The organism is Bacillus sp. FSL M7-0558 (assembly GCF_038003245.1).
Taxonomy (GTDB): Bacteria; Bacillota; Bacilli; order Bacillales; family Bacillaceae; genus Bacillus; species Bacillus pumilus.
Window position 1 is genome coordinate 2,018,394 of the sequence record NZ_JBBOOU010000001.1, and the last position, 22,905, is coordinate 2,041,298.

The 22,905-nt window shown below is 39.7% G+C and carries 19 protein-coding genes, 1 other RNA gene, 1 pseudogene and 1 riboswitch; of the genes and pseudogenes, 2 read left to right on the plus strand and 19 right to left on the minus strand.

Annotated elements, in window-relative coordinates:
* Window positions 1–26 precede the first annotated feature (26 nt).
* The 5 genes and pseudogenes from MHB79_RS10010 to MHB79_RS10030 all read right to left on the minus strand — a co-directional run.
* Window positions 27–3,626: a dynamin family protein gene (locus MHB79_RS10010; RefSeq protein ID WP_340989660.1), complete on the minus strand. Its 3,600-nt coding sequence runs from the start codon at window positions 3,624–3,626 to the stop codon at window positions 27–29.
* Between the two features lie 133 nt (window positions 3,627–3,759).
* Window positions 3,760–3,867, minus strand: a complete 108-nt coding sequence (gene fbpC / locus MHB79_RS10015) for a Fur-regulated basic protein FbpC (RefSeq protein WP_306172627.1) — start codon at window positions 3,865–3,867, stop codon at window positions 3,760–3,762.
* A 64-nt stretch (window positions 3,868–3,931) separates the two neighbouring features.
* Window positions 3,932–4,441 (minus strand): isoprenylcysteine carboxyl methyltransferase family protein, encoded by a 510-nt coding sequence (locus tag MHB79_RS10020; protein ID WP_340989662.1) that lies wholly within the window; start codon window positions 4,439–4,441, stop codon window positions 3,932–3,934.
* Window positions 4,438–5,538, minus strand: a complete 1,101-nt coding sequence (locus tag MHB79_RS10025) for a type III polyketide synthase (RefSeq protein WP_340989664.1) — start codon at window positions 5,536–5,538, stop codon at window positions 4,438–4,440. The genes MHB79_RS10020 and MHB79_RS10025 overlap by 4 nt, the downstream gene beginning before the upstream one ends.
* Before the next feature lie 314 nt (window positions 5,539–5,852).
* Window positions 5,853–6,134 (minus strand): annotated as a pseudogene (locus MHB79_RS10030) (transposase); the annotation flags it as partial.
* Window positions 6,135–6,497: 363 nt separating this feature from the next.
* On the opposite strand from MHB79_RS10030, the gene MHB79_RS10035 reads away from it, so the two are divergent.
* Window positions 6,498–7,352, plus strand: coding sequence for a polysaccharide deacetylase family protein (locus tag MHB79_RS10035; RefSeq protein ID WP_340989666.1), 855 nt, complete (start codon window positions 6,498–6,500; stop codon window positions 7,350–7,352).
* Between the two features lie 50 nt (window positions 7,353–7,402).
* On the opposite strand, the gene pbuX is transcribed toward MHB79_RS10035, so the two are convergent.
* The 14 genes from pbuX to MHB79_RS10105 form a co-directional block, all read right to left on the minus strand.
* Entirely contained in the window at window positions 7,403–8,722 is a 1,320-nt protein-coding gene (pbuX, locus tag MHB79_RS10040; RefSeq protein WP_003215893.1) for a xanthine permease PbuX, read from the minus strand.
* The gene (gene xpt, locus MHB79_RS10045; protein ID WP_003215672.1) at window positions 8,719–9,303 is read right to left on the minus strand and encodes a xanthine phosphoribosyltransferase; all 585 of its coding nucleotides are present in this window, start codon (window positions 9,301–9,303) and stop codon (window positions 8,719–8,721) included. Before xpt ends, pbuX begins: the two co-directional genes overlap by 4 nt.
* Before the next feature lie 118 nt (window positions 9,304–9,421).
* A riboswitch (purine riboswitch) is annotated at window positions 9,422–9,521 on the minus strand.
* A 136-nt stretch (window positions 9,522–9,657) separates the two neighbouring features.
* A complete protein-coding gene (locus tag MHB79_RS10050; RefSeq protein WP_003216050.1) occupies window positions 9,658–11,163 on the minus strand; it encodes a carboxypeptidase M32 in 1,506 nt (501 codons plus the stop codon).
* 128 nt (window positions 11,164–11,291) lie between these two features.
* Window positions 11,292–13,229 carry an ATP-dependent DNA helicase gene (locus tag MHB79_RS10055; RefSeq protein WP_113387102.1) on the minus strand — a complete coding sequence of 646 codons (1,938 nt, stop codon included), beginning with the start codon at window positions 13,227–13,229 and terminating at the stop codon, window positions 11,292–11,294.
* Between the two features lie 74 nt (window positions 13,230–13,303).
* Complete coding sequence (locus MHB79_RS10060; RefSeq protein ID WP_050943878.1) at window positions 13,304–13,501, minus strand: hypothetical protein; 198 nt, start codon at window positions 13,499–13,501, stop codon at window positions 13,304–13,306.
* A 106-nt stretch (window positions 13,502–13,607) separates the two neighbouring features.
* On the minus strand, window positions 13,608–14,762 hold the full coding sequence (locus MHB79_RS10065) for a THUMP domain-containing class I SAM-dependent RNA methyltransferase (RefSeq protein ID WP_340989668.1): 1,155 nt from the start codon (window positions 14,760–14,762) through the stop codon (window positions 13,608–13,610).
* A 110-nt stretch (window positions 14,763–14,872) separates the two neighbouring features.
* An RNA gene (gene rnpB, locus MHB79_RS10070) (RNase P RNA component class B) lies at window positions 14,873–15,256 on the minus strand.
* A gap of 61 nt (window positions 15,257–15,317) precedes the next feature.
* Window positions 15,318–15,623 carry a cell division regulator GpsB gene (gene gpsB / locus MHB79_RS10075; RefSeq protein ID WP_003215578.1) on the minus strand — a complete coding sequence of 102 codons (306 nt, stop codon included), beginning with the start codon at window positions 15,621–15,623 and terminating at the stop codon, window positions 15,318–15,320.
* 75 nt (window positions 15,624–15,698) lie between these two features.
* Window positions 15,699–16,241 carry a DUF1273 domain-containing protein gene (locus MHB79_RS10080; RefSeq protein WP_306461733.1) on the minus strand — a complete coding sequence of 181 codons (543 nt, stop codon included), beginning with the start codon at window positions 16,239–16,241 and terminating at the stop codon, window positions 15,699–15,701.
* A 49-nt stretch (window positions 16,242–16,290) separates the two neighbouring features.
* Window positions 16,291–16,527, minus strand: coding sequence for a spore coat protein CotD (cotD, locus tag MHB79_RS10085; RefSeq protein ID WP_080984739.1), 237 nt, complete (start codon window positions 16,525–16,527; stop codon window positions 16,291–16,293).
* 953 nt (window positions 16,528–17,480) lie between these two features.
* Window positions 17,481–17,672 (minus strand): hypothetical protein, encoded by a 192-nt coding sequence (locus tag MHB79_RS10090; RefSeq protein WP_050943875.1) that lies wholly within the window; start codon window positions 17,670–17,672, stop codon window positions 17,481–17,483.
* A 72-nt stretch (window positions 17,673–17,744) separates the two neighbouring features.
* A complete protein-coding gene (locus MHB79_RS10095; protein WP_326849205.1) occupies window positions 17,745–19,169 on the minus strand; it encodes an NAD-dependent succinate-semialdehyde dehydrogenase in 1,425 nt (474 codons plus the stop codon).
* 137 nt (window positions 19,170–19,306) lie between these two features.
* Window positions 19,307–20,485 (minus strand): iron-containing alcohol dehydrogenase, encoded by a 1,179-nt coding sequence (locus MHB79_RS10100; protein WP_050943874.1) that lies wholly within the window; start codon window positions 20,483–20,485, stop codon window positions 19,307–19,309.
* A gap of 84 nt (window positions 20,486–20,569) precedes the next feature.
* Window positions 20,570–21,901, minus strand: coding sequence for an MFS transporter (locus tag MHB79_RS10105; RefSeq protein ID WP_050943873.1), 1,332 nt, complete (start codon window positions 21,899–21,901; stop codon window positions 20,570–20,572).
* 287 nt (window positions 21,902–22,188) lie between these two features.
* Between MHB79_RS10105 and MHB79_RS10110 the strand changes: the two genes are divergently transcribed.
* A complete protein-coding gene (locus tag MHB79_RS10110; protein WP_050943872.1) occupies window positions 22,189–22,896 on the plus strand; it encodes a FadR/GntR family transcriptional regulator in 708 nt (235 codons plus the stop codon).
* Window positions 22,897–22,905 lie beyond the last annotated feature (9 nt).

Sequence of the window (22,905 nt, forward strand, 5' to 3'; positions counted from 1 at the left end):
TTCTTTTTTATTTAGTCTACCATGAATCAAATGGTTTTCAACTGGTTCTTCCATTCGTCTGTTTGTTCATAAACTTGTTCAATGACGGCCTGCTCTTTGGCATCTGTCGTTAGGCTCGTGATAAATGTTTGTTTTTGTTCACTTAGCTGCTCGAGCGCTTCTGTTTCATATCTTTCCGTAAACGTCTTCACCATCATGTCGTACCTGCTCAGTAATTCTTCTTTTTCTTTATCAGCCCATTTCGTGGTTAACTGATGAAGAATGTCTCGAATCGCTTCAATAAACGCAGCCTTTCCATTCTGTTCAAAGAAAACTTTCGGTGATTTTTGTTTCTTTAAGAGCGGTTCGAATGGCGTTAGTTCAGCTTCGATTTCAATTTGTTTCAGCTCAGCATTTTTCTCTTCAGGCGGCGACAGTGAGAGAGAAAAGTAAGGGTCTTCTGCACATGCCGCTTGCAATCCTTTCTCCCACTCCTCTTGGAAGTATTGATGAATAAACGATTCCATTCGGATATCAAGCGCCTTTAACTCCTGTACAAATTCAAATTCATAATCCTTTAGTGCCTTCTCAAGTGCTTTTTTCAATTGCTGTCCGAAATTCCCTTGAGATATTCCAGGATAAAAGGCTGTCTTAAAGAGATCATTCGCAAATAATGAGAGGCGCTGCACAATATGATAGAGCTGTTCATGTAAGTCCTTTTTCACGCTTTCTGTCACTAGCTTAGATTGTTTTATCTGACTCATTTGATCAAGAATCGCTTCATAGGATGCGTCTATCTTTTTCTTTTCCGCTTGCTTCTCATCTTCTGACTGATGCAGCGTCGCATGCAGTTTGTCGACCGTTCTACATAACGTACGTGCTTCAAAATATAACAGCTCGATCGCATCTTTCGTTAATTCTTCCTCTATAAAATAGTCGAGCTGCTTTCTAAGCTTTGCGTATTGATTATAAGCTGTCTCTCCCTTTCCTTCGATCTCTTCCTTACTGGATACATGATGAAGGTTTGGGTTTCTTATCCCTTCTTTTGTGAGCTCATTTTTCACATAGTCAAAGACGGTGTCGAGCTCTGCTTGATCCTTTGCGAGATCAGCTGCATTGATAATAAAGAACATTTTATCCATGCTAAATGAATCTTTTACAAGCCCAAGCTTACGTAAAAATGACCGATCTGCCTTCGAAAAAGAGTGCTGGTAGTAAGTTAAATAAAGAAGCGCATCTGCGTCCTTCATATATTGAAAGGCGATCTCTGTATGACGCTTATTCATACTGCTAGCGCCTGGCGTATCAACAATAGTCAGCCCTTTATCTGTTAGAGGTGTACTCAAATAAACCGTTACTTCCTTCACCACACAAGAAACAGCTTCTTCCGCCACATATGGTCTCAGTTCTTGAAGGGTGACATGAAGCGGCGTTTGCTTAGTAATGTGATCAACGAAACGGGTATGTGCTTGTAAAAAATGTTCAACAATGACGCGGTGATCTTGTTCAAGCTGTCTTTTTTTAAGCGTTCGTTTGAGCTTGGATGTAAACGCCTCCCCTTTTTCTTCTGAGATCGGAAATCCTAGGATCTGATTGAGCTCCTCTAATATATCCTGCTCTGTTTTGAACACCACTTTGACACTTTCATGCGGGTGATCTTCCGTCGGCCGCGTTAGCTTGTTAATGGTTGCCGTTGTTGGCGTGGGAGAGGATGGCAGCACCTTTCTCCCGACGAGTGCATTTGCAAAGGAAGATTTCCCCGAACTAAAAGCCCCAAATAAAGCGAGTGTGAATTCTTTCGCTTGCAGCCGTTTTGTTCGTTTTTCAAAGGACTTTCTTTGAGATTGGAGCGCATCTAATGGCAATAAAATCTGAGAAAGCTGCTCAAACTGGTCAATCGACTGTGCCGTCGTGACATGCTGTGACTGACGCATTTGAGGTTGATCAATCTGCTTGTTCGGTTTTTCTTGGTCGCTCTCAGCAGGATGAATGGTCGCTTGCTCCTGCTTTAGCAGATCATGCTGCATTTGTCTCTTTTTCGCATAAAACCAATCTTCTTCGATCTGTTCATCCGTTCCATTTTGCCAAATATCCCATACATGCTGAATATCTCGCTTCATTTGTTCATTTTTTCTGATGCATTGCTCGAGTGTTTGGAGCTCTTTTGCAGACTGAGCCCATTTTTCTTGCTGCTTTGCTTGATCTTCCATAAGCTTGGCTTTCAGCGACTCCACCATTTGTTCAATCAGTGGCATCGCTTGCTGCTTAGCCTGTCTTCTCAAGGCTTCGCCAGCATCTTTTGCATATTGCAGTACGTATTCATTGGAGAACGTTGCTCCATGATGAATCACACTTTCAAGAAGTGATTCTTGTACAGGTGTTTCAAACGCCATCACTTGATTTAATAACTCTTCACCAAGCTGATGCTTCTTGACTTCTTTTTTTAGTAGCTCAGCAATGTGCCAGTCCACTTCTGCCTTCATTCTCGCTTTGACATCTGTTAAGAAGTCAGTTGCCCGTTTTTCTTTTTCCTGCTCAGTTTTATTTTTAGCAAAAAGCAGTCCCACTTTAAAGCCAGGTGCTTTTGATTCAATATAGTCGCTTGCGAGTTCTCTCATTTTAAATGGAGTTAGGTTGGCATTTTTCAAAATGCTCTCGACTTCAGTAGATACTTCTTCTTCTAACTGTTTGGCTCCATTTTCAATGAAGTGATTTTTCGCTTCCAAATCCTTTACTTCTTTTCTTTTTTCTTGGAGCTGTGACTCAAGCTCTTCACCTTGCAGCTCTTCTTTTAACGAGTCAATGTGTTCTTTTAAGACATGCTCAATTTTCTGCTCCGTATAAGCCCGAAGTGAGGCTTTCGGCAACGTCTGTAATTCTTGCAGTTTTTTGATTAAACGAATCATTTCATTTCTTGGATGCGTCTCATCGGTTACAGATGTAAAGTATAGATGATCTTCTTCAATGCCTTCTTTAAGGAGCATGTCAACCACTTGATTTTTGTAGTCTTCAAATGCTGTCTCATGCTCATCATGCCGGTCCACTTGATTCACGATGAAATAGAGATTTGGCACTTTTTCTTTGATGGAGCGAATGAAACGAATGTTTTCTTCAGAATGAACATGGTTGTAGTGAACGACATAAAAAAGAGCATCTGCTTGATGAAGAATAGACGCAGCAGATAAAAAGTGGGCATGATCCGTGGAATCAATTCCTGGCGTATCAATCAGTGCCACTTTTTCTTCAAGGCCTATATAGTCACCGCTAATTTCCACCATCTCAATCTGTTCTCCATCCTTACAGAAACGCTGTACTGCTTCTTTATCATAGGAGCCGCTCATTTTTGCAAAACGGCCATCAGAGGTGTGAAGCTGCACTTCACTTTCCCCTTTCCTCACGACGACCAAGTTTGCACTTGTTGGGATTGGACTCGTTGGCAAAATGTGATCATGAAGCAGATGATTCACAAGTGATGACTTTCCAGCAGAATAGTGGCCGGTAAATGCGATATATACTTCTTCTTCTGCTTCCTTTTTGATAATCGATGCAAGTTTGGCAGCGCGCTCATGATCATCCCTTTTGAGAAAGCTTTGATATAAAGCTCCTGTAGTTTGAACGAGCGAATCTCGAATAGACAAGTCTTTCATGACGATAAACCCCTTTGTTTTTAGAAAAGTCAGTTATGTATGTGATACCATTTTACACAAAATAAAGAGATTTTTCTTCTGATCTGAGGAAATAAAAAAAATCTGCTGCCCGATCAGTCGCAGTTGACTGGAATCAGGAAGCAGATTTTTTGGAGACACCTTTTAATACGAAGCCAATTAATAGGCTGTACACACACACCGTACCGAGTAAGAAAATCATTGTCATGTGATCACCGTCCATCCTTCATGATTGAGAATGCTTATCATTAATGAAAGTGTAGCACAATTGATAATGATTTTCAATATTAATTTAGCAAATACTGATTTAATGCTTTCTCCTCTGTTTGAATTCGTACAGCCATCATCCATGCATTTAAACATGTAAACAAAATGGCAGTGACATACGCATCAAACAATAGCGGGATCAGTAAAAGCTCAATCGCCACGACTACATAGTTAGGATGTTTCAACCAGCGATACGGTCCTTTTTTTACAATCATCGCGTTTGGTACGACTAAAATTTTCGTATTCCAGTACGTCCCAAGGGAGCATAATGCCCAGTATCGAATGACCTGTGTAGCCATGAGAAAAAGGAGCAGCACAAGAAAATAACGGGACGGCCCCTTATGTAAAAGCCCTATCTCAACTATAAGTGAGAGAAAAAAAGCCGTATGCATAGCGACCATATAGGGATAATGACTAGCACCAAATTCAAGGGCACCTAGTGCTTTTACTTTCTTTTCATTTCTTTTGGCCACAAGCATTTCAATGAGCCGCTGACAAACGAAGAAACCGATGACAAGCCAAATGATCATGACAAGACCTCCTCCCACTTCATAAGCAGCAGCTCTGAGGAAAAGCCCGGACCAAGCGCCCCGCAAAGTCCCATCTCCCCCGCTTCAGCTGATTGATGTTCCAGGAAATGCTTGATGACATACAAAACTGTGGCAGAGGACATATTTCCGTGTTGTTTGAGTACTTCTTTTGAAGAAAACAGCTGATCCTCTCGTAAAGATAGACTTTCAACATAGGCATCAATCACTTTTTTTCCTCCAGGATGGGCTAGAAATACGGATAAGTCATTAGTTGAATATCCTTGCTCCTCTAAAAATTGATCCACCTGCTCTTTTAACCAGCCGGAAATCAAACTCGGAATGTCACGGGAGAAAATAACCCGAAAGCCGTCACTTGTAAATTCCCAGCCCATCACATCCTCAGAATCTTTCATTGTGACAGATTGCGTGCTTAGTACTTTAGGGACCGTTTTTAAATGGGCATATTCAAGCGCAGCTTTTTCCCCAGCTAAAAGAACCGCTGCCGTCCCGTCTCCAAACAAGGAGGTGCCGATTAAATTGCTTTTTGATTGATCTTGCGGCTGAAAGGTTAAACTGCACAGCTCACAGGCAACGACAAGTACCTTTGCTTCTGGAAATGCCCTTATGTATTCATAAGCTCGCGACAGCCCTGCCGCACCGCCCCCACACCCTAGGCCCCAGATCGGTACTCGTTTCGTATAAGGAGAAAAAGGAAGGACGTTCATGAGCTTTGCGTCAAGACTTGGGGTCGATAAGCCGGTACTTGAAATAAAAAACAATGCATCGATCTTTTCAACCGGGACTGGTTTTTTTAGAAACTCCTTCTCTTGAAGACAATGTATGATCGCTTCCTTTGCATGAGCCAGTGCCTTTTCCAAATAGATATTGTTTTTCTCTTCAAAAGAGTGGTGCGTCTGATACCATTCAATGGGCTGCACAAACTGCCTGCTCTGAATTTCTCCATTTTGAAAAGCTCTCAGCAGCCGGTCAATATCTTTAAACGATCGTTTAAATTGAGACCTAGCAAAATCAGCAGCTGTTTTCTGATCCACGTGATGCTTCGGGTGACTCGTTCCAACTGAAAGAATGTACGCCATCGGCTTCACCTCTTTTTTCGGTTAATATCCCCTATCGAAAAAAGGATATACATGCCGAACCGTCACAATTCAGTCAAAACATTTTCCTCCGTCTAACTTTTTGTCTTGACGACAATTGATAAATATTGGATAATATAGGTGAAAACATGATGTAGTTTTCCTCCTTCACAGGTTCGTTCCAAGCCAAGCGAACCTGCTTTTTTTATGCAAAAAAACACCTCTAAAAGAGAAGTGCAGACCGTAGACAAACCCCACTTTTACTTTAAGTAAAAGTGGGGTTTTCACATAATTATAAAGGGTTACGCTGGACATTCAGCATCTACCGTGTCTACATTTAGTTTTCCGATTTTCTTTGTCACCTGTTTTACGAGTGAATCTAACATACGAGTATCATGAACATTGCCACCTGTGACCAGTAATCCAAAAATAAATCCTGTTGAATCACAAGCTGTATGAAAGGAATAAGTAAATGACTTTTCACGTTCACCTTTTACATAGTAGCCAATCTCTGATTCAGTTGTACTGACTTTGATTTCTTTTGTTTCTTCTTTATTTTGTAGGGGTAAGAGCTTTTCTCTATGTATTTCGCGATTGATCGCCTCTATCTCCAATATCCACATGAGCATCCTTTTTTTCAATGAAATCGTCATTATACAACACTTTCATACGGAATCTCCCTTTCGCTTTGCATTAATGGTTAAATCTGATGCTATCTTAGCGTATAAATATCAACGTTTCGATCATTATTCAGAATGATTTCATTTAACATGAATGGATCACCTTTTTTTCTGATCAATACAAAGCAATAACCATGAAATGCTAATTTATTTGATAATTATATATAAAAAGGTGTTTTTTTCCTGTATACTTAATCAATATGAACACCATGAAAAACAGTGAAAAAAGATAGAATCTACTACATGATTCGGCACAAAATTTAATTGACTGGAGTGATTGTAATGAAAAAGGTGTCCAAAAAACAGACACCCTACAACACGATACTTCTCTCGAAGATAATTAGTTTAGTGCTTCTTACACTGTTTCTCTTTTTTATCTGGGATATGTCTAAACCCCATTTGCAGGCGACAAATGGGCAAGCAAAAATTGTTGCCAGCAGTGACTTCCGAGACACAAGCATCAGTCTGAAAGCAAAAGATCATTCTACAAGAACATTGGATACACATTTTAAGACCAATCCAAACCAACAGACAACGAATAAAACGGTCTTTTTAACATTTGATGATGGTCCCACTGCTACATCAAATCAACTGTTAAATGTATTAAAAGCACATCACGTGAAGGCGACATTCTTCATGCTTGGACCGCAAATCCAAGCACACCAAGCAGCTGTGAAAAGACTTTATCAAGAAGGACATCAATTAGGGCTTCATGGCATGACGCATGATATAAACCGCTTTTATCAGAACAGTGAGTCTCCCGCAAATGAAATGAGAGAAGCTCAGCGCATTCTTGCTTCTGTTACAGGCGTTTACACCCGTCTTGTGAGAACACCATATGGCAGTGTTCCAAATTTAACATATCATCAAAAAGTACGTTTAAACCAAAATGGCTTTATTTACTGGGATTGGACGATTGATAGCCTTGACTGGAGATATAAAAACTCACAATATGTTCCAGAGGTATTGAATCAACTGCAATTGTTTGAGAAAACTAAACCATGGGAACCAAAAGTTATTTTAATGCATGATCAACCCTCTACCACAAACTATTTAGATAGCCTGATTACACAGCTAAAAGCAAGGGGCTATACATTTGCAGTCATTAACGAAACAATGCAGCCGGTACAACATTAATAGCGCTAATCACAACAAGCCCGTATCCAAAAGATGCGGGCTTTCAGTGTTTACACAACAGATTTCTTAGGCTCTTCCATCAGGTCCTGCCCGGTTTCTTTTTTAAAAGGAATCATGTGATAAATAATATGAAGCAAAATAGCGGTAAAGCTACCGGCCACGATGCCATTACTTGTTAATAATTTGATTGATTCTGGCAGATGCTCAAACATTTGCGGCACGACGGTGACACCTAAGCCAATCCCCACTGAGCAAGCAACAATCAGTAGGTTTTCCTGTTTGGCAAAATCCACACGCGAGAGCATTTTAATACCGTAGGCAATGACCATCCCAAACATGGCAACCATTGCGCCGCCAAGAACTGACTTTGGAATAATCGTCGTAAATGCAGCAATTTTAGGAAAAAGTCCAAATAACATGAGCAATGCGCCTGTCACAACGATGACTTGATTTTTCTTGACCCCTGTCAACTGGATCAACCCAACGTTTTGCGAGTAGGCTGTGTAAGGAAAAGCATTAAAGATACCACCTAATAACACAGCAATCCCTTCTGCGCGATAACCTTTCGCTAAGTCCTTCTCTTTTAATGAGCGGTTTGTTAAATCACCTAATGCGAAATAAACACCTGTTGATTCGACTAATGACACAATGGCAACTAACGTCATCGTCATAATGGGTGCAAATTCAAAGGTAGGCATGCCAAAATAAAATGGTTCAATCATACGGAAAACTTGAGCGTTCGCCACCTCAGCTGTTTCCACTTTCCCCATAAATGCAGCAACGGCTGTCCCAAGGAGAATACCGATTAAAATGGCGATCGCCTTCATAAAGCCTTTTGTGAATCGATAGAGAAGCACAATGATAAACAGCACAAGGAAAGCGAGGCCTAGATTTTCAAAAGAACCATAATCAGCACTTCCTTCTCCCCCTGCCATATTGTTCATCGCTACTGGAATAAGGGTAATGCCAATAATGGTGACGACAGAACCTGTCACGACAGGCGGGAAAAATTTCACCAGCTTCCCAAAGAAAAAGGAAAGCAGAATGATGATACACCCCGAAGCGATAATACTTCCATAGATAGACGAAATCCCGTATTTAGAGCCAATCGCAATCATAGGAGAAACCGCAGTAAATGTACAGCCTAATACAACAGGCAAACCGATACCAAAGAAACGATTTTTCCATACTTGAAGGAGTGTTGCAGCCCCGCACATGAAAATATCTGCCGAGATTAAGTAAGTCAGTTGTGCAGGTGTGAGGCCGAGTGCATCTCCCACAATGAGCGGCACAAGAACGGCCCCTGCATACATCGCCAGCACATGCTGAATCCCTAGCGAGAGCGTTTTGGCTTTTTTAGCTGCACTCATGATTGTACCTCTCGTACAAACGTGACTTTCCCTTCCTCAAGTGATTCAATCCGTGCAAGGGATTCGACGCGGTAGCCCATTTGAACAAGTGCATCTCTTCCCGGCTGGAATGACTTTTCAATGACAATGCCAAATCCGGCTACTTTTGCCTTCGCCTGCTTTGCGATTGCGGCAAGTCCTTTAGCGGCTTCACCGTTCGCCAAAAAGTCATCAATGATTAATACACAATCCTTTTCACCGAGATGCGTATTTGAGACAGCGATCGTGCTTTCTACTTTTTTTGTAAAAGAGTACACACTCGCTGTTAATAGGTTTTCTGTTAGTGTTAATGATTGACGTTTTCGAGCAAAAACAACGGGTACTTGAAGAGCTAGTCCTGCCATCACAGCAGGTGCAATGCCCGAAGATTCGATTGTGATAATTTTTGTAATGCCATCATGCTTGAATAATCTAGCAAACTCTTGCCCGATCTCATGCATTAACACAGGATCAATTTGATGATTTAAAAAGGCATCTACCTTTAACACTTGATTTGACAGAACGATTCCTTCGTTCTCAATTTTTTGACGTAACAATTCCATCATTCTTCCTCCCATCATATTGGCAAACATTTTCATTTTTTTGCATAAAAAAAGCATTGCTGTCCATGAGGAGCAAGCAATGCGAAAACGATCCACGGATCTTCAGCTCAAACAAGAGCTGTTTCATTTGCTCACTCATAGTCGGACGGTATCGGTGTCCGGTAGAAACTTGCGTGCCATCATCACGCGATTATATGAGTGTTATAGTGTTCAAATTATAACAAGATTTCAGACGCTTGGAAAGCACTTTTCTAGAAAAATACCGAACTTAAATAATAGATCAGATCAAAACGTTCGTTTTTAGAATATTCAAGCATCAAAAAAGCACCCTTCTAAGCAAAGGGTGCCTTTTATTTAAGATAAATACAGTTTCGTATATTTATCCGTTAAATAATCGATTAAATATTGTACATTTAATTCCTCACCAGTCGCATCTTGAATGATTTCAGAAGGCTTTTTGCGTTTTCCATGCTGGTGAACATGTGTTGTGAGCCATTCTTTTATCGGTGCAAAAGACCCATTTTGAATCAGCTCATCAAAATTCGGTAAATCTTTGATCATTTGGTGCTTTAGTTGTGCCGCATACATATAACCAAGGGCATATGAAGGGAAATATCCAAAGCTTCCATCAGACCAGTGAACATCCTGCAAGATGCCGAGTGCATCATTAGGAGGCGTAATGCCAAGATATGCTTTATATTTTTCATTCCACAGTGCAGGCAGGTCTTCGACTGCCACTTCTTCATTAAATATCGCTTTTTCAATTTCATAGCGGATGATAATGTGAAGCGGATATGTAAGCTCATCTGCTTCAATTCGAATATAAGTTGGCTTCGATTCATTCACTGCATGCACAAAGTCTTCTAAAGAGACATCTTTAAACTGCTCAGGAGACGCTTCTTGAAGCTTTTGATAATACGTTTTCCAGAAGTCTTCATGTCTGCCAATAAAGTTCTCAAAGAAAAGAGACTGTGATTCATGGATCCCCATTGATGTGCCATCACATAATAACGTTCCGCTCAGCGCCTCATCAATGTTTTGTTCATAGATGGCATGACCACACTCATGAATCGTGCCAAAGATCGCCATCCGAAAATCATGCTCATCATAACGGGTCGTCACACGAACGTCCCCTCTGCTCAATGTCACAGCAAACGGATGAACTGTTGTATCCAGACGTCCTGCGTCAAAGTCATACCCTAATTCTTTTAAGAAGAAAAGACTCAGTTCCTTTTGTTTGTCGATCGGAAAGCTTTTCGATAAAAATGAAGTATCCGGTTTATGAGGAGAGGCTTCGATTTTTTTCACGAGAGGAACAATGGCATCACGAAGTGCACCAAACTTTTGATCTAGCTGTTCAACCGTCATATCTGGTTCATAATTATTGAGCAGCACGTCATATGGCGTTTGTTTCACGCCCCAATATTGAATAAAACGCTTGTTAAAATCAATGAGCTGTTTTAAGTATGGTGCAAAGAGTGAAAAGTCTGATTTCTCCCTTGCTTCTACCCAGACATGCTCTGCTTTTGATTGTAAAATCGAGTATTCTTTAAATTCTTCTTTCGGAATTTTGCTGTTTTCATCATACTCTTTTTGTGATAATTCGAGCGCCTTTTGTGTATCTTTTGACAGCTCATCTCGGTGTTTATTTAATGCGTGGAGAAGATCTCTCATTTCATCAGAAGTCTTCATATTAAAAATATCACTTGATAATTGACCGATCGTTTCAGCTCTGAAATCGGCGCTTTTTTTAGGCGCCTGTGTTCTAGAGTCCCAATAAAGTAAATGGAGCGCCTCCGTATAGTGGGCGATTTTTCCTAGTAATTGATAAAACGCTTTCTCTTTTGCTTCAAGACTCATACGTTTGTTCCCCCAATCGATAAAATATGTATGTACGTTTCAAGGCTACTTCAAGGAATGTTCTTTTGTCAATCAAAAAGGAGGATACGCAGATGGTATCCTCCTCTCTTTTCTCGTTCATATGTTATTTAAGATGTGATGATTGGCTTTACTGGCAGAACGGATTCAATTTTACTTTGAAGCTCTGTATCTTCCTTACGGTCAAAGTAAATATGAATGGTTCCTGCATCTTGGCTTGTCCGAATCAGTCTCCCAATTCCTTGTCGTAAGCGCAGCAGCATATACGGAAGATCGACTTCAGCACGAGCATCCTTTGCTTCATTCCGTTTCGCCTCAAATACCGGATCATGAGGCGGATAAGGAAGTCCCCAGATGATCACATTTGTTAATGATTGACCTGGAATATCTAATCCTTCCCAAAGGTGAACAGAGCATAACACAGACGTCTCATCTGCTTGGAACTTTTGAACAATTGTACTGATTTCCTCGTCTCCCTCAAAGTACACGTCGAAAGGCAGTGATTCATTCGATGCCTCAAGCTGCTTTCTAAAGAAATGAAGTTCATCAAATGAAGGGAACAAAATGAGAGACCGTCCTCCATTATCTTTCAGCTGAGTGATCACTTGCTGTCCTTTTACTTCTTGCTCTTGAAGCTGCTGAATCCCGTGGAAATAAATCTTCATTTGTTCATCGTAATCATACGGCGAAGCGACACTCATTGATAAGTAATCTTTAATCCCAAGACTTTCAGCTAAATAATCAAAGGATTGATTTTCAGACAATGTAGCAGAAGAGAAAATGTATGGTCTTTTTTGCGAGAATACCTTTTCACCAAGCACCTCTGCGACAGTCTTTGGCATCACAACAAATGTCGTATCTAATTCCTGCTTTTCAAGCCAGCTAATCGCATTTTTTTGATAAAGCGACAGAGAATACGCCATTTGTTCAATGTACTCTTCCACAACAGACAATTCGTATTGATCGATTGTATACATCTCTGATTCAAATACGAGTGCTTCTCCGATTTTTTCAAGTAAATCACACAATTCACTTGCTGAACGCTTCACCTCATCCACACGTCCAATTTCAAGTCGATGTGAGCCCTTGATTTCTTTGGCATGTGTTTTTAAGAGATAAAAGAACTCATCGTTTGTAGCAAGTGCATCTTCAACGAGCTCGGCAAACTCTTCGCGTATATCGTTTTGTAGCAGGCGCTCTAAAAAGGTTTCGAGCATTGATTGCTTCACGCGGTATGTCAGTGCTTTTTGTGCAGCAAATTCAAGAAGATGGCCTTCATCAAATACAACGGAGCTATGTTCTGGAAGCAGCGGAAGCTGACCCTCACGTTTGCGTGATTCCTTCGTCCACACATGCTCCATATAAAAATCATGAGAACAGATGATGAGGTCTGTTGCTTTCCGGTAATGATCTCTTGATAAATTCAGACCACAGCGATGACGCATATCGCACGTCAAGCAGTCCTGAAACGAGTCATAGCCAATGCGTGACCATTCATCATTGGATAGCTCTGGGTACTCTTTTCGATCACCATACGGATAAAAGTTTTGCATGCCATGTGATTCATGAACAAATGAAGGAAGCGATTCATAAATATCGAGCCACTTCTCATCATCTTCACGCTGCATGGTTTTCTCTAATTTCTTTAAGCATAAATATTGATCATGCGATTTACTTAATCTCGCATCTATTTGAATATCAAGGTGATTGGCAATTTTATAGATATCACCCTCTTGTTTCACTAGCTGTTCAATTAACGTTTCGTCTGCACATGCAATAATCGCAGGTTTCCCTGTATACCTTGCATATGTGACCGCAAATAATAGATAAACGATGGTTTTGCCTGTGCCTACCCCAGCTTCGGCAAACATCACACTTTTTTCTTTAAAGGCTCTTTCTAGTTGAAAAGCCATGAATATTTGTTCATCTCGAAGATCAAAGCCCTTTTCTGGCAAAATGTCATAGAACACATCACCAATCCAGTTGCCCAGTTCTTCGTAAAAATTATGTTCTTTTGATAATGAAAAAGGCAAACGAGATGCTGTCACCTGCTTCAACCCCCAACTTTTGAATCATTCAGACATTCTATAGTAACATTTATGCTGGGGATTGACAATCTTTTTTATGACCGCAAACGATGTTGATAGGTTTCCTTCATTAAAAATGCGTGCTCAGAACGCTCTATGTAAGCCTGAGCAAGCGCTAAATCTTCGATGGCTGCAGTCAGCTGAGCAGATTGTCCACCTTCTTGCCCTTCAATTTGTTGAGCAGTCGAAGCGAGTGCTTTTTGGATTAACTGAAATTGATCATATTGTATCATGGAGACACCTCTTTTTTTAAAATCAAGTTCAGTTTATTCCGTCCCGTGAAGGTTTATACCTTTCTGGGATAAAAAAAGCCACACCTTCTGTAGGTGTGACATTTTTTTATGATTCAGTTGTCTGTTTTCTAGGCGGGCGTTTTCCCCAATATTGGTAATAGTCTGTTTTAATAAAACCATTAAACAGTTTTCTCTTTTTCGTTGCTTTTCTACCAAAGCACTCTTCGAACTTTTCATGTGACGTTAAGATGTAAATGGACCATGTGTCTAGGATTTTAAATGCTTCGCCCATTCCTTGATACATTTTTTCAACCGCTGGTTTATCACTGAGTCGTTCTCCGTAAGGCGGATTTCCGACAATCACACCGTAATCTTCTTTTGTTTGAAAGTCTTTCACTTGCATTTGTTTAAACTCAATCAATTCACTTAGTCCCGCTTCTTCTGCATTCATTTTTGCAATGTCTATCATCCGGTGGTCGATATCACTTGCAATAATGTGGAGCGGCTTATCATAGTTTGCTTTTTCTTCCACTTCGTGACGCGCTTTGTTCCATACATCTTCACCAATCCATTCCCATGACTCGGAGGCAAATTCCCGGTTAAATCCTGGGGCAATGTTTTGCCCAATCATGGCCGCTTCAATGGCGATTGTTCCTGATCCGCAGAAAGGATCAACAAACGGACGGTCAGGTGTCCAGTTCGTTAATAGCACGAGTGCAGCCGCAAGGGTTTCTTTAATAGGTGCTCCGCCTTGATCCATGCGGTACCCCCGTTTATGAAGACCTACACCAGATGTATCAAGCGTGAGCACAGCTTTATCTTTTAAAAGGGCAACCTCAATTTTATACTCAGGCCCTGTTTCTTCAAGCCATTCAGACTGTATGTTGTAAGAGGATATGAGCTTTTGCGCAATTGCCTTTTTGACGATACGCTGGCAATCCGGCACACTGGCAAGCTGTGATTTCACAGATTTACCGATGACTGGGAACGTGCTGTTTTTCGGTAAAAAAGAGGCCCAGTCAATCGCCTTTGTGCGTTCAAACAGCTCATCGAAGGTTTTTGCCGAAAATTCAGCAACTTGTACCTTTATACGGTCTGCTGTACGCAGCCAAAGGTTCGCACGGCAAATCGCAAGAGCGTCTCCTTCGAAAATCACTTTTCCGTTGTCTACTGTGCAGTCATAGCCAAGGTCTCTTACTTCTTTTGCAACAATCGCTTCAATTCCCATTGGAGCCGTTGCGATAAGTGTATAGGTTTTCATTGATTTATCACCTGTTTTCTCGTCCTTTTATGTATTCCAAGATAAAAGCTCTCCATATGTTGAAATAGGAGAGCTTTGTTTTCATCATGTTTATCATAACGGATATAACGTTCTGTAAGCCATGTTTTGTTCCATTGTACTGCAAACGGCAAATGCCTCGTACTCAGGTGGTAATCATCTATCTACAGAATTCTCTGTCCTTCTCTCCGTTTGGTTCCTTTGAGAAAGTTCCCCTACCAAGTTTGGGTTTCTCGCTCGAGGGGTTTACCGCGTTCCACTCTCACCATTTCTAGTGAGACTTCGTCACTGTGGCACTTTCAAGGATACTTTGCCATATCCTAAAAGGACGTAGGCATTTTTCCTGCCGTCAGCCTTTCCCAGGCTGCCCTGGCTTATTTTTTCGCCAGGCACGAACACTACGGGCATCTCAGCACCGTGCGAGCATGGACTTTCCTCTGCAATGTCTAAAAGCATTGCAGCGATTACCCGAACGTTAATCAACAAGCGTTATTATAAACGACAATGACATCAGGCACAAGCTTTTTTCAGCAAGGCTCAATCATAAAGTTTGCTGCCGAAAACGTGTTTCTCAAGGTTAGATAGTCTTTTTAAAATATCAGAGTTTGTTGTATTAGACTGTGCAGGCTGTCTTTTCCCTTGCTCAACGGCTTCCTCAAGCTGTTTAGACAAATGGAGGTTTTCTTGTTGAAGCTTTTCGATTTCTTGGTTGAAGGACTCATAGTCTTTAATGACCATATCTAAAAATTTATCGACTTCTTCTTGTTTGTATCCTCTGACACCTGTTTTAAATTCTTTTTCTAAAATTTCTTTTGCAGAAAGCTTTACTTTATCAGCAAGCATCTTTTTCACCTCATATCGTGAATTCATAGTATATTTTTTCAGAAATACGTGACGTTGTCAAATTTTCTCTTGCTTTTAGTCAAAAAACGGATCTTCCGCCTCAACTTGCGCTCTCAAATCATCCATTGTGATGTACATAATGGGGTAATCGGTATAGTTTTCCGCTTCTTTGATCATGTACTTTGGCGAGCCATCATGCTCCGGATCATAAAGGGCGAGGAGTCCATCTGTTTTTTCAATAAAAAAACGGTTCTTTTGTTTAAATTGTGCCGGACTTTCATACGGTCTATGCGTGACACTTTCTACAAAATCAGCCTGTGCAAGAATTCCTTCATACAACTCTTTGTTTTGTTCATTCCAGCGCTCTTCCTGTTCATAAAATGGCGTAATGACGGCAAGTTTTAACGCTGGATACTCCTCTTGAAGCTCAAATACCACTTCAGCTGTCCAGATTTCTGCCCCAAGCTGGCCTGATATGAGAACCCATTCCAGGCCTTCTTCAATCAGAGCTGTCAGCCTTTTTTGAAGCTCCGCTTTTATGTATTGAAGTGCAGGCTCGTCTTGTTTGAATATCCCAAGTTCAAATGGCTTGTACCCTGTGACAGCAATAATTTTCATTTTTTCACCTGCTTTTAAAAAAAGGGACTTATAAAAGTCCCAGTTCACTTTATCTGTTACAGCAAGGTCCACCGCAGTTAAAGTGTTGATGTGTTGCCGGGTCCACCTGAGAAAACGTATGCGGGAAGTAGTGAACATGTTTGAAATTTTGATGGTGAACATTTGTCACATGTTGCGGATGGATATGCGGCACAATTGTTGTTGAATCACTGTGTGTACAGCAATGATTCGTCGGATGAACAATTGGCTGTGTAACATTCGGTTGGCAATGATGATGATGGTACATGTAGCATTCCCCTCTCCTTAATTTTCTTACATTAACAATGTATGAATTAAGAGGTGTACATGTACTAATGCATTAACCTATTTTAAAAGTTTGCAAGGAAAACATCCTTATAGTTTGAAAACACAAATGCGACCAAAATGACAACAAGAAAAAACAAGTAGAAAAGACCTTTATACATGCTCTACGCTCCTCATTCAATATCTAACGTTATTTTACAGGATTCATGACTTTTCTACAATAAAAGTGCTAAACAATTTTTATTTTCGGCCGAGAGCCGAACGTTGTCATGTTTTGCGCTTTCCCGGGCAATAATTTCATTGTCCAGCTTTCCGAAGTAGACGAGTTATTCTTTTTTCGAGCTCAGCATATTTCGAGAGCTCAATACTTTTTTTAACTGGTATGTTCAAAATCAACCGTTCTGAGCTCTTTTAAATGCCTTGTTGCGCTTTCTTGATCCCGATGAGGCAGAGATCATGTAGCACAACTCAAAGAGGTTCTCCGCCAGCTATGACACGAAGCTCGTATTGTTGCTGTTGTACGCTGTACTGCCTCTATTATATGGCGAGAGTTTCATTGGACGAGCCGATATTATCGGGGAGAGAAAAACTGGAACACTCGTTGTTAAAAACATCTGGTCCGAGAACGGTATGAAGCAAATAAACAATTGCAACCAGCTGAACAGTTGTTTCTAAAAGTTTGAACGGGTGAGACAATTTTGGCAGAGTCTACGAACTGATATTCCATGTATGTGTATAAGGATAATTAAGTTGCGCCCCTTATCCTAAATTTCAAAGCTACACTTATCGTGTAATTTCCTCTTCTGTTTGCCTACTCGTTCTTTTTGCCATGTTCACAATAAAAAACCGTATTTAAGATCATTATGATCTTAAATACGGTTACAATCAAAGAACTTTATTATCCGAAAACAGGAGAACTCTTTCGGATATCATCCATTAAAGAGTTTGACTTCTTTCCTCTAATTTATTAGAGGTTACTGCCAACTGATCCGTACTCTTTGTAACTGTTTGTAGCGCATTACTCGATTGATCTGCTGAAACCACCGTCTGCTTCACACGCGCAGCAGCCTGCTCAGTTCCTATTGCAATTTCCTCATTTATTTTGCTAACATTTTCACTATCATTCATAAGAATTTCTCAGAAGTATCTTGAATATTGATCGTTACAATGTTTTTTTATTATTCGTCATTACACCATTTTTTATTTAATACCCATGGAAATATATTTTTCTTCTAAGTATTCGTCCAGCCCTTGATGTCCGCCTTCACGCCCCATTCCACTCTCTTTAATTCCTCCAAATGGAGCTTGAGCAACTGCAGGAACTGCATCGTTCATACCAATAATCCCGAATTCTAGAGCTTCAGAAACTCTGACGGATCGACTAAAATTTTCTGTATAGAAATACGCAGCTAAACCATATTCTGTCGAATTTGCATATCGAACGACTTCTTCTTCTGTCTCGAATGGAATAATTGGAGCAACTGGCCCAAATGTTTCCTCACTCGTAATAAGCATGTTTGAATTTACTTCACCCAAAATGGTAGGTTCATAAAACAACCCCTCAGACAATTCACCTTTAAGGCGTTGTCCGCCATAAAGAAGGCGAGCTCCTTTAGAAACAGCATCATTTACATGCTCTTCCACTTTCTCTAAACTTTCGGGACTTACCAAGGGTCCAACTTGTACACTTGGATCAATACTATTCCCAACTTTAAGAGCTTTCACTTTTTCTACAAAAAGTTCTGAAAACTTATCTATAACAGAGCTTTGGACATAGATTCGATTTGCACATACGCACGTTTGCCCTGTATTTCTAAATTTACTTTCAACCGCACCTGTAACAGCAGCTTCTAAATCAGCATCTTCAAAAACAATAAATGGTGCATGTCCACCAAGTTCCAATGACAACCGCTTCAATTGTGCAGCAGACTTGGTCACTAATAATTTCCCAACCTCAGTAGATCCTGTAAATGAAATCTTTCTAACTGTTGGGTTTTCAAAAATTTCATCAGAAATTGGGCCTGAAGCACCTGTTACGATGTTTACAACTCCTTTTGGCACTCCTGCCATTTCTACCAATTTTCCAAACGCAATCGCACTAATAGGAGATTGTCCAGCTGGTTTCACAACAGATGTACACCCAGCTGCCATCGCAGGACCTACTTTTCTAGTCATCATGGCTAAAGGGAAATTCCATGGAGTAATTGCTGCAACGACACCAATTGGCTGGCGGATAACCATTAACCTTTTGTTAACAGCAGAAGCAGGAATCGTTTCTCCATAAATCCTTCTTCCTTCTTCAGCAAACCATTGTAAATAACTAGCTGCAAAAGCTACTTCTCCTTTTGCCTCCGTAAAAGGTTTTCCCATTTCCAAACTGATGATTTCTGCTAATTGATCTTGATATTCATGCATAAGATCATACAACTTCAGTAAATAGTGAGCACGTTCGTTTGCCGTTAATTTGGACCAGGATTTAAAAGCATGATCTGCAGCTTCAATCGCCAGCTTTGTCTCTTGATGCCCCCCTTTTGGAGCTCGAGCAATAATTTGACCAGTTGATGGGTTTGTTATTGAAAATGTTTTTCCATCTAATGCAGCTGTCCATTCACCATTGACATACATTTTTAATTTCTCTAATTCAACTAAAGAATTGACTTTTAACAAAAAAATTCCCCCTTAAATAAATTATCTTCAATCACTGATATAAAATCTAAATTTTAGGCGTCTAGTTTGTCATTACACTTGCAATCTTTTGTAGATTACATCTCATCTAACGCACCATAATATGCTTTTTCAATAATCAAGTGAATATCTTCAGCCTTTGTCAGTCTAGGGTTTCTTAATACATTACCACTTCTCATCGAATCGGTTACTAATTTTGGTAAATAATCAAGTGAAACACCCAAATCTTTTATATTAAGAGGGATATTCATCGACTGATTCATTTGGATAACAATTTCAATTGCTTTTTCTGCTGCCAATCGAGTAGATAATCCGCTAACATCTACTCCTAAAGCAATTGCGATATCTTTATACTGTTCTGCACACGCTGGTAAATTATATTTCATTACGAACGGCAATAATGCAGCATTTGCAATACCATGAGGAATATTAAAAACTCCACCAAACGTATGAGATATGGCATGGACATTTCCCAAAAGTGATTGAGAAAATGCCACCCCTGCTATCATTGAGCCAACAAGCATTTTCTCCCTGCTTTCTATATCTGTTCCAACAAAATAAGTCTTAGTTAAATTTTCACCAATCATTTTTATAGCCTGTATAGCAAATCCTTGACTAACAGGACTAGCAGATTTAGATGTATATGATTCTATCGCGTGTGTTAGCGCATCCATCCCTGTTGCTGCTGTAATCCCTTGTGGGAGATGCAACGTAAGAGCAGGGTCTAATATAGCTAAAATTGGAAATAATTTCGGACTAATCACTGCCAATTTAAATAATGTATCTTTATTCGTAACAACGGTCGAGGCTGTTACTTCGCTTCCTGTTCCTGCTGTAGTGGGAATGGCTATGATAGGTAGAGGCGGTATGGTGATTTTCCCCACCCCTTCATAATCAAAGATATGACCAGGGTTAGTAGCCATTGCGGCTATCCCCTTCGCTGTATCGATGCTACTACCACCACCGACAGCTAATACAGCCTCGCTTTTATGCTGTTTAAGACAGTTTGTTCCTTTATGAATCGTATCATCTGATGGATTTGGCTCTATCTCATCATATATTTCATATTCCAAATGAACAGCCTGAAGTGACTTCTCAATCCCTTCTAAAAGATTAGCTGAACGTATACCTTTATCTGTAACGATCAGTACTCTCTTAATCCCTAATTCACTAATCATTTCTCCTGTTTTATTTGAAATTCCGTTGCCACATTCTACTCGCGTGGGCATAAAATATGTGTATGGCATTAAAGACATTGTTAACAACTCCCCATAAGTAATCATTTTGAGTTTAGTAAAACTCATTCTTCAAATCTATTGAACTTGAATCAAACGAAAAGATTATTGATTTGTTGAGATATGTGAATTATCTTGTGAAACTTTTAATTGGCTTTTTCGCATTGCAAACAACAGAGCGCTAGCTACTAGCAAAGATCCACTTAAGAAGAACAATGCAACACTTACATTTCCTGTGGCATCTTGAATCATCCCAATACCATAAGGTCCAACGAATCCACTTAAATTTCCAATTGAATTAATAACAGCAATTCCTACAGCAGCAGCTGAAGTACTTAAAAATTGAGTTGCCAAAGACCAAAAAGGCCCATAGAAACTGTACATGCCTGATACAGCTATAACCATAAATGCAATAGAAAGAAACGGATTTGAGGTCATTCCAGATGCAAACAGTCCTAATGAGCCCACAATCAACGGAATAGCCGCATGAATACGTCTCTCTCCTGAACGGTCAGAACGACGAGACCAGATATTCATTACAATGGCTCCTGCGATATAAGGAATCATTGTAAGCAATCCAATTTGCACATTAGTTAGGACTTCCGAAAGAGATTTAATAATTTGAGGTAGCCAAAAGCCTACACCATATATACCAATGTTAAACATAAAGTAAATTATTGCTAGATACCATACTCGTGGATTAGTTAAGGTTTGTTTGTGTCCAACTAGTTTTTTGTCAGCATCTACCTTTGCTTTTTCTACTCTTTCTTTCTCCAATTCAGCTATTAACCATTGTTTCTCCTCGCTTGAAAGCCATTTTGCTTGGTCTGGTCTATTCGTTAAATAAAATAACGTCACAATCCCTAAAATAACAGCTGGTACACCTTCAAGAACAAACATCCAACGCCATCCATCAAGCCCCATCCATTGGATGTTATCCATAATCCATGTAGAAAGTGGAGCCCCAATAATGTACGAAATAGCAATAGCTGTCATAAACATAGCAATTGTTTTTGCTCTCTCTTTTGCTCTAAACCAATAAGTTAAATACAAAATAACTCCCGGAAAGAATCCCGCTTCTAATGCACCGAGTACAAAACGTAAAATATACAAATGTGTAGCATTTTGAACGAATCCAGTTAAAACAACTACAATCCCCCAAGTTATAAGAATTCGTGCAATCCATTTTTTTGCTCCGAACTTCTCTAACATGATATTACTCGGCACTTCACACAAAAAATAACTTATAAAGAAGATACCAGAAGCAATTCCAAACATCTGACTCGTTAGTCCTAATGCTTGATTCATTTCTAAAGCAGCATAACCTAAATTTGCCCTATCAAGGAACGCAACAATATAGAGAATAATTAAAAATGGTACGAGTCGTCTAGTGACTTTTCGAGTTGTTTGCTTTTCTAATGAAACTGCATTGTTCATACCCATTCCTCCTAATGTATAAAAGCATGTAAGTATTGAAATGATGAACTTCAATATATATAAAGTGGAGTAAGCCACGAACTTTAAAATATTCAGATTTGTAAGTGCTTTCATTTCAGTTCAAAAACATTGAAAGCAATGCTTAAATTGTCGCAATTTGATAATTTGTATTACAACTATTGCAAAACCTAGTAAGTTTGTTTATCATTTTATACATAAATGAACGTTTTGTAAATTTAAAATTTAAAATTCATCATACAAATTAAAATTTTATGGAGGATGGTATCGTGTCTCAAAAAGAAAAAGTTTCGCAGATAATTGCTCGTAAATTATTAACTATGATTGAAAATGGAGAGTTTCCTCCAGGTTCAAAGCTGCCAACCGAAATGGAACTAACTGAACAATTTGGAGTAAGCAGAGTTCCAATTCGAGAAGCGCTAAGCATGCTTCGTGCTGCAGGTGTCATTTATTCACGTCAAGGTGGGGGAAGTTACGTAGAAGATTCTGCCAATTCAACATTGCTTCAAAGAATTCATATCGAAACTGATGATATTGACAATATTAAATATCTCTTTGAAATGAGAAAAGTGCTAGAGCCTGAAGTTGCTTACTTAGCTGCCCTCCGTCGCACGCCAAAACAACTTGAAAACATGAAAAGAATATTAGACGAATGGGAGAAAAAATCAATCGAGAATACTACAACTGCTAGAAAGGAAGATATAGATTTTCATAACTCTATTACTTTAGCTACACAAAATCCTATTATGATTCAAACACAAAATAACCTAGCTTCCCTTTATGAAAAAACATTACAAATTACTCTTCGCCCAAATACAGAGTTAAAACTTAAAAGAGAAGCTGTCTACAAAGAACATCGAGATATTTTGCTTGCAATCGAAGCAGAAGAGCCTGAGTTAGCCAAAGTTCTGTCTATGATTCATTTGAAAAATGCAGAAGAGAAAATAAGCTTGTTTATAAAAGATTACACTTTATAGCAAAACGAG

Excerpts from the sequence above, each read along its gene's own strand:
- fbpC (WP_306172627.1), bottom strand. The coding sequence starts at position 3,867 with ATGGACGGTGATCACATGACAATGATTTTCTTACTCGGTACGGTGTGT.
- MHB79_RS10010 (WP_340989660.1), bottom strand. The coding sequence starts at position 3,626 with ATGAAAGACTTGTCTATTCGAGATTCGCTCGTTCAAACTACAGGAGCT.
- MHB79_RS10080 (WP_306461733.1), bottom strand. The coding sequence starts at position 16,241 with ATGAAAATTATTGCTGTCACAGGGTACAAGCCATTTGAACTTGGGATA.
- MHB79_RS10100 (WP_050943874.1), bottom strand. The coding sequence starts at position 20,485 with ATGTCTTTAATGCCATACACATATTTTATGCCCACGCGAGTAGAATGT.
- MHB79_RS10020 (WP_340989662.1), bottom strand. The coding sequence starts at position 4,441 with ATGATCATTTGGCTTGTCATCGGTTTCTTCGTTTGTCAGCGGCTCATT.
- MHB79_RS10095 (WP_326849205.1), bottom strand. The coding sequence starts at position 19,169 with ATGTATGTCAATGGTGAATGGACAGCTGCATTAGATGGAAAAACATTT.
- MHB79_RS10050 (WP_003216050.1), bottom strand. The coding sequence starts at position 11,163 with ATGAGTCTTGAAGCAAAAGAGAAAGCGTTTTATCAATTACTAGGAAAA.
- gpsB (WP_003215578.1), bottom strand. The coding sequence starts at position 15,623 with ATGCTTGCTGATAAAGTAAAGCTTTCTGCAAAAGAAATTTTAGAAAAA.
- MHB79_RS10025 (WP_340989664.1), bottom strand. The coding sequence starts at position 5,538 with ATGGCGTACATTCTTTCAGTTGGAACGAGTCACCCGAAGCATCACGTG.
- pbuX (WP_003215893.1), bottom strand. The coding sequence starts at position 8,722 with ATGAGTGCAGCTAAAAAAGCCAAAACGCTCTCGCTAGGGATTCAGCAT.
- MHB79_RS10065 (WP_340989668.1), bottom strand. The coding sequence starts at position 14,762 with ATGAAAACCTATACACTTATCGCAACGGCTCCAATGGGAATTGAAGCG.
- xpt (WP_003215672.1), bottom strand. The coding sequence starts at position 9,303 with ATGGAATTGTTACGTCAAAAAATTGAGAACGAAGGAATCGTTCTGTCA.
- cotD (WP_080984739.1), bottom strand. The coding sequence starts at position 16,527 with ATGTACCATCATCATCATTGCCAACCGAATGTTACACAGCCAATTGTT.
- MHB79_RS10090 (WP_050943875.1), bottom strand. The coding sequence starts at position 17,672 with ATGAATGATAGTGAAAATGTTAGCAAAATAAATGAGGAAATTGCAATA.
- MHB79_RS10060 (WP_050943878.1), bottom strand. The coding sequence starts at position 13,501 with ATGATACAATATGATCAATTTCAGTTAATCCAAAAAGCACTCGCTTCG.
- MHB79_RS10105 (WP_050943873.1), bottom strand. The coding sequence starts at position 21,901 with ATGAACAATGCAGTTTCATTAGAAAAGCAAACAACTCGAAAAGTCACT.
- MHB79_RS10035 (WP_340989666.1), top strand. The coding sequence starts at position 6,498 with ATGAAAAAGGTGTCCAAAAAACAGACACCCTACAACACGATACTTCTC.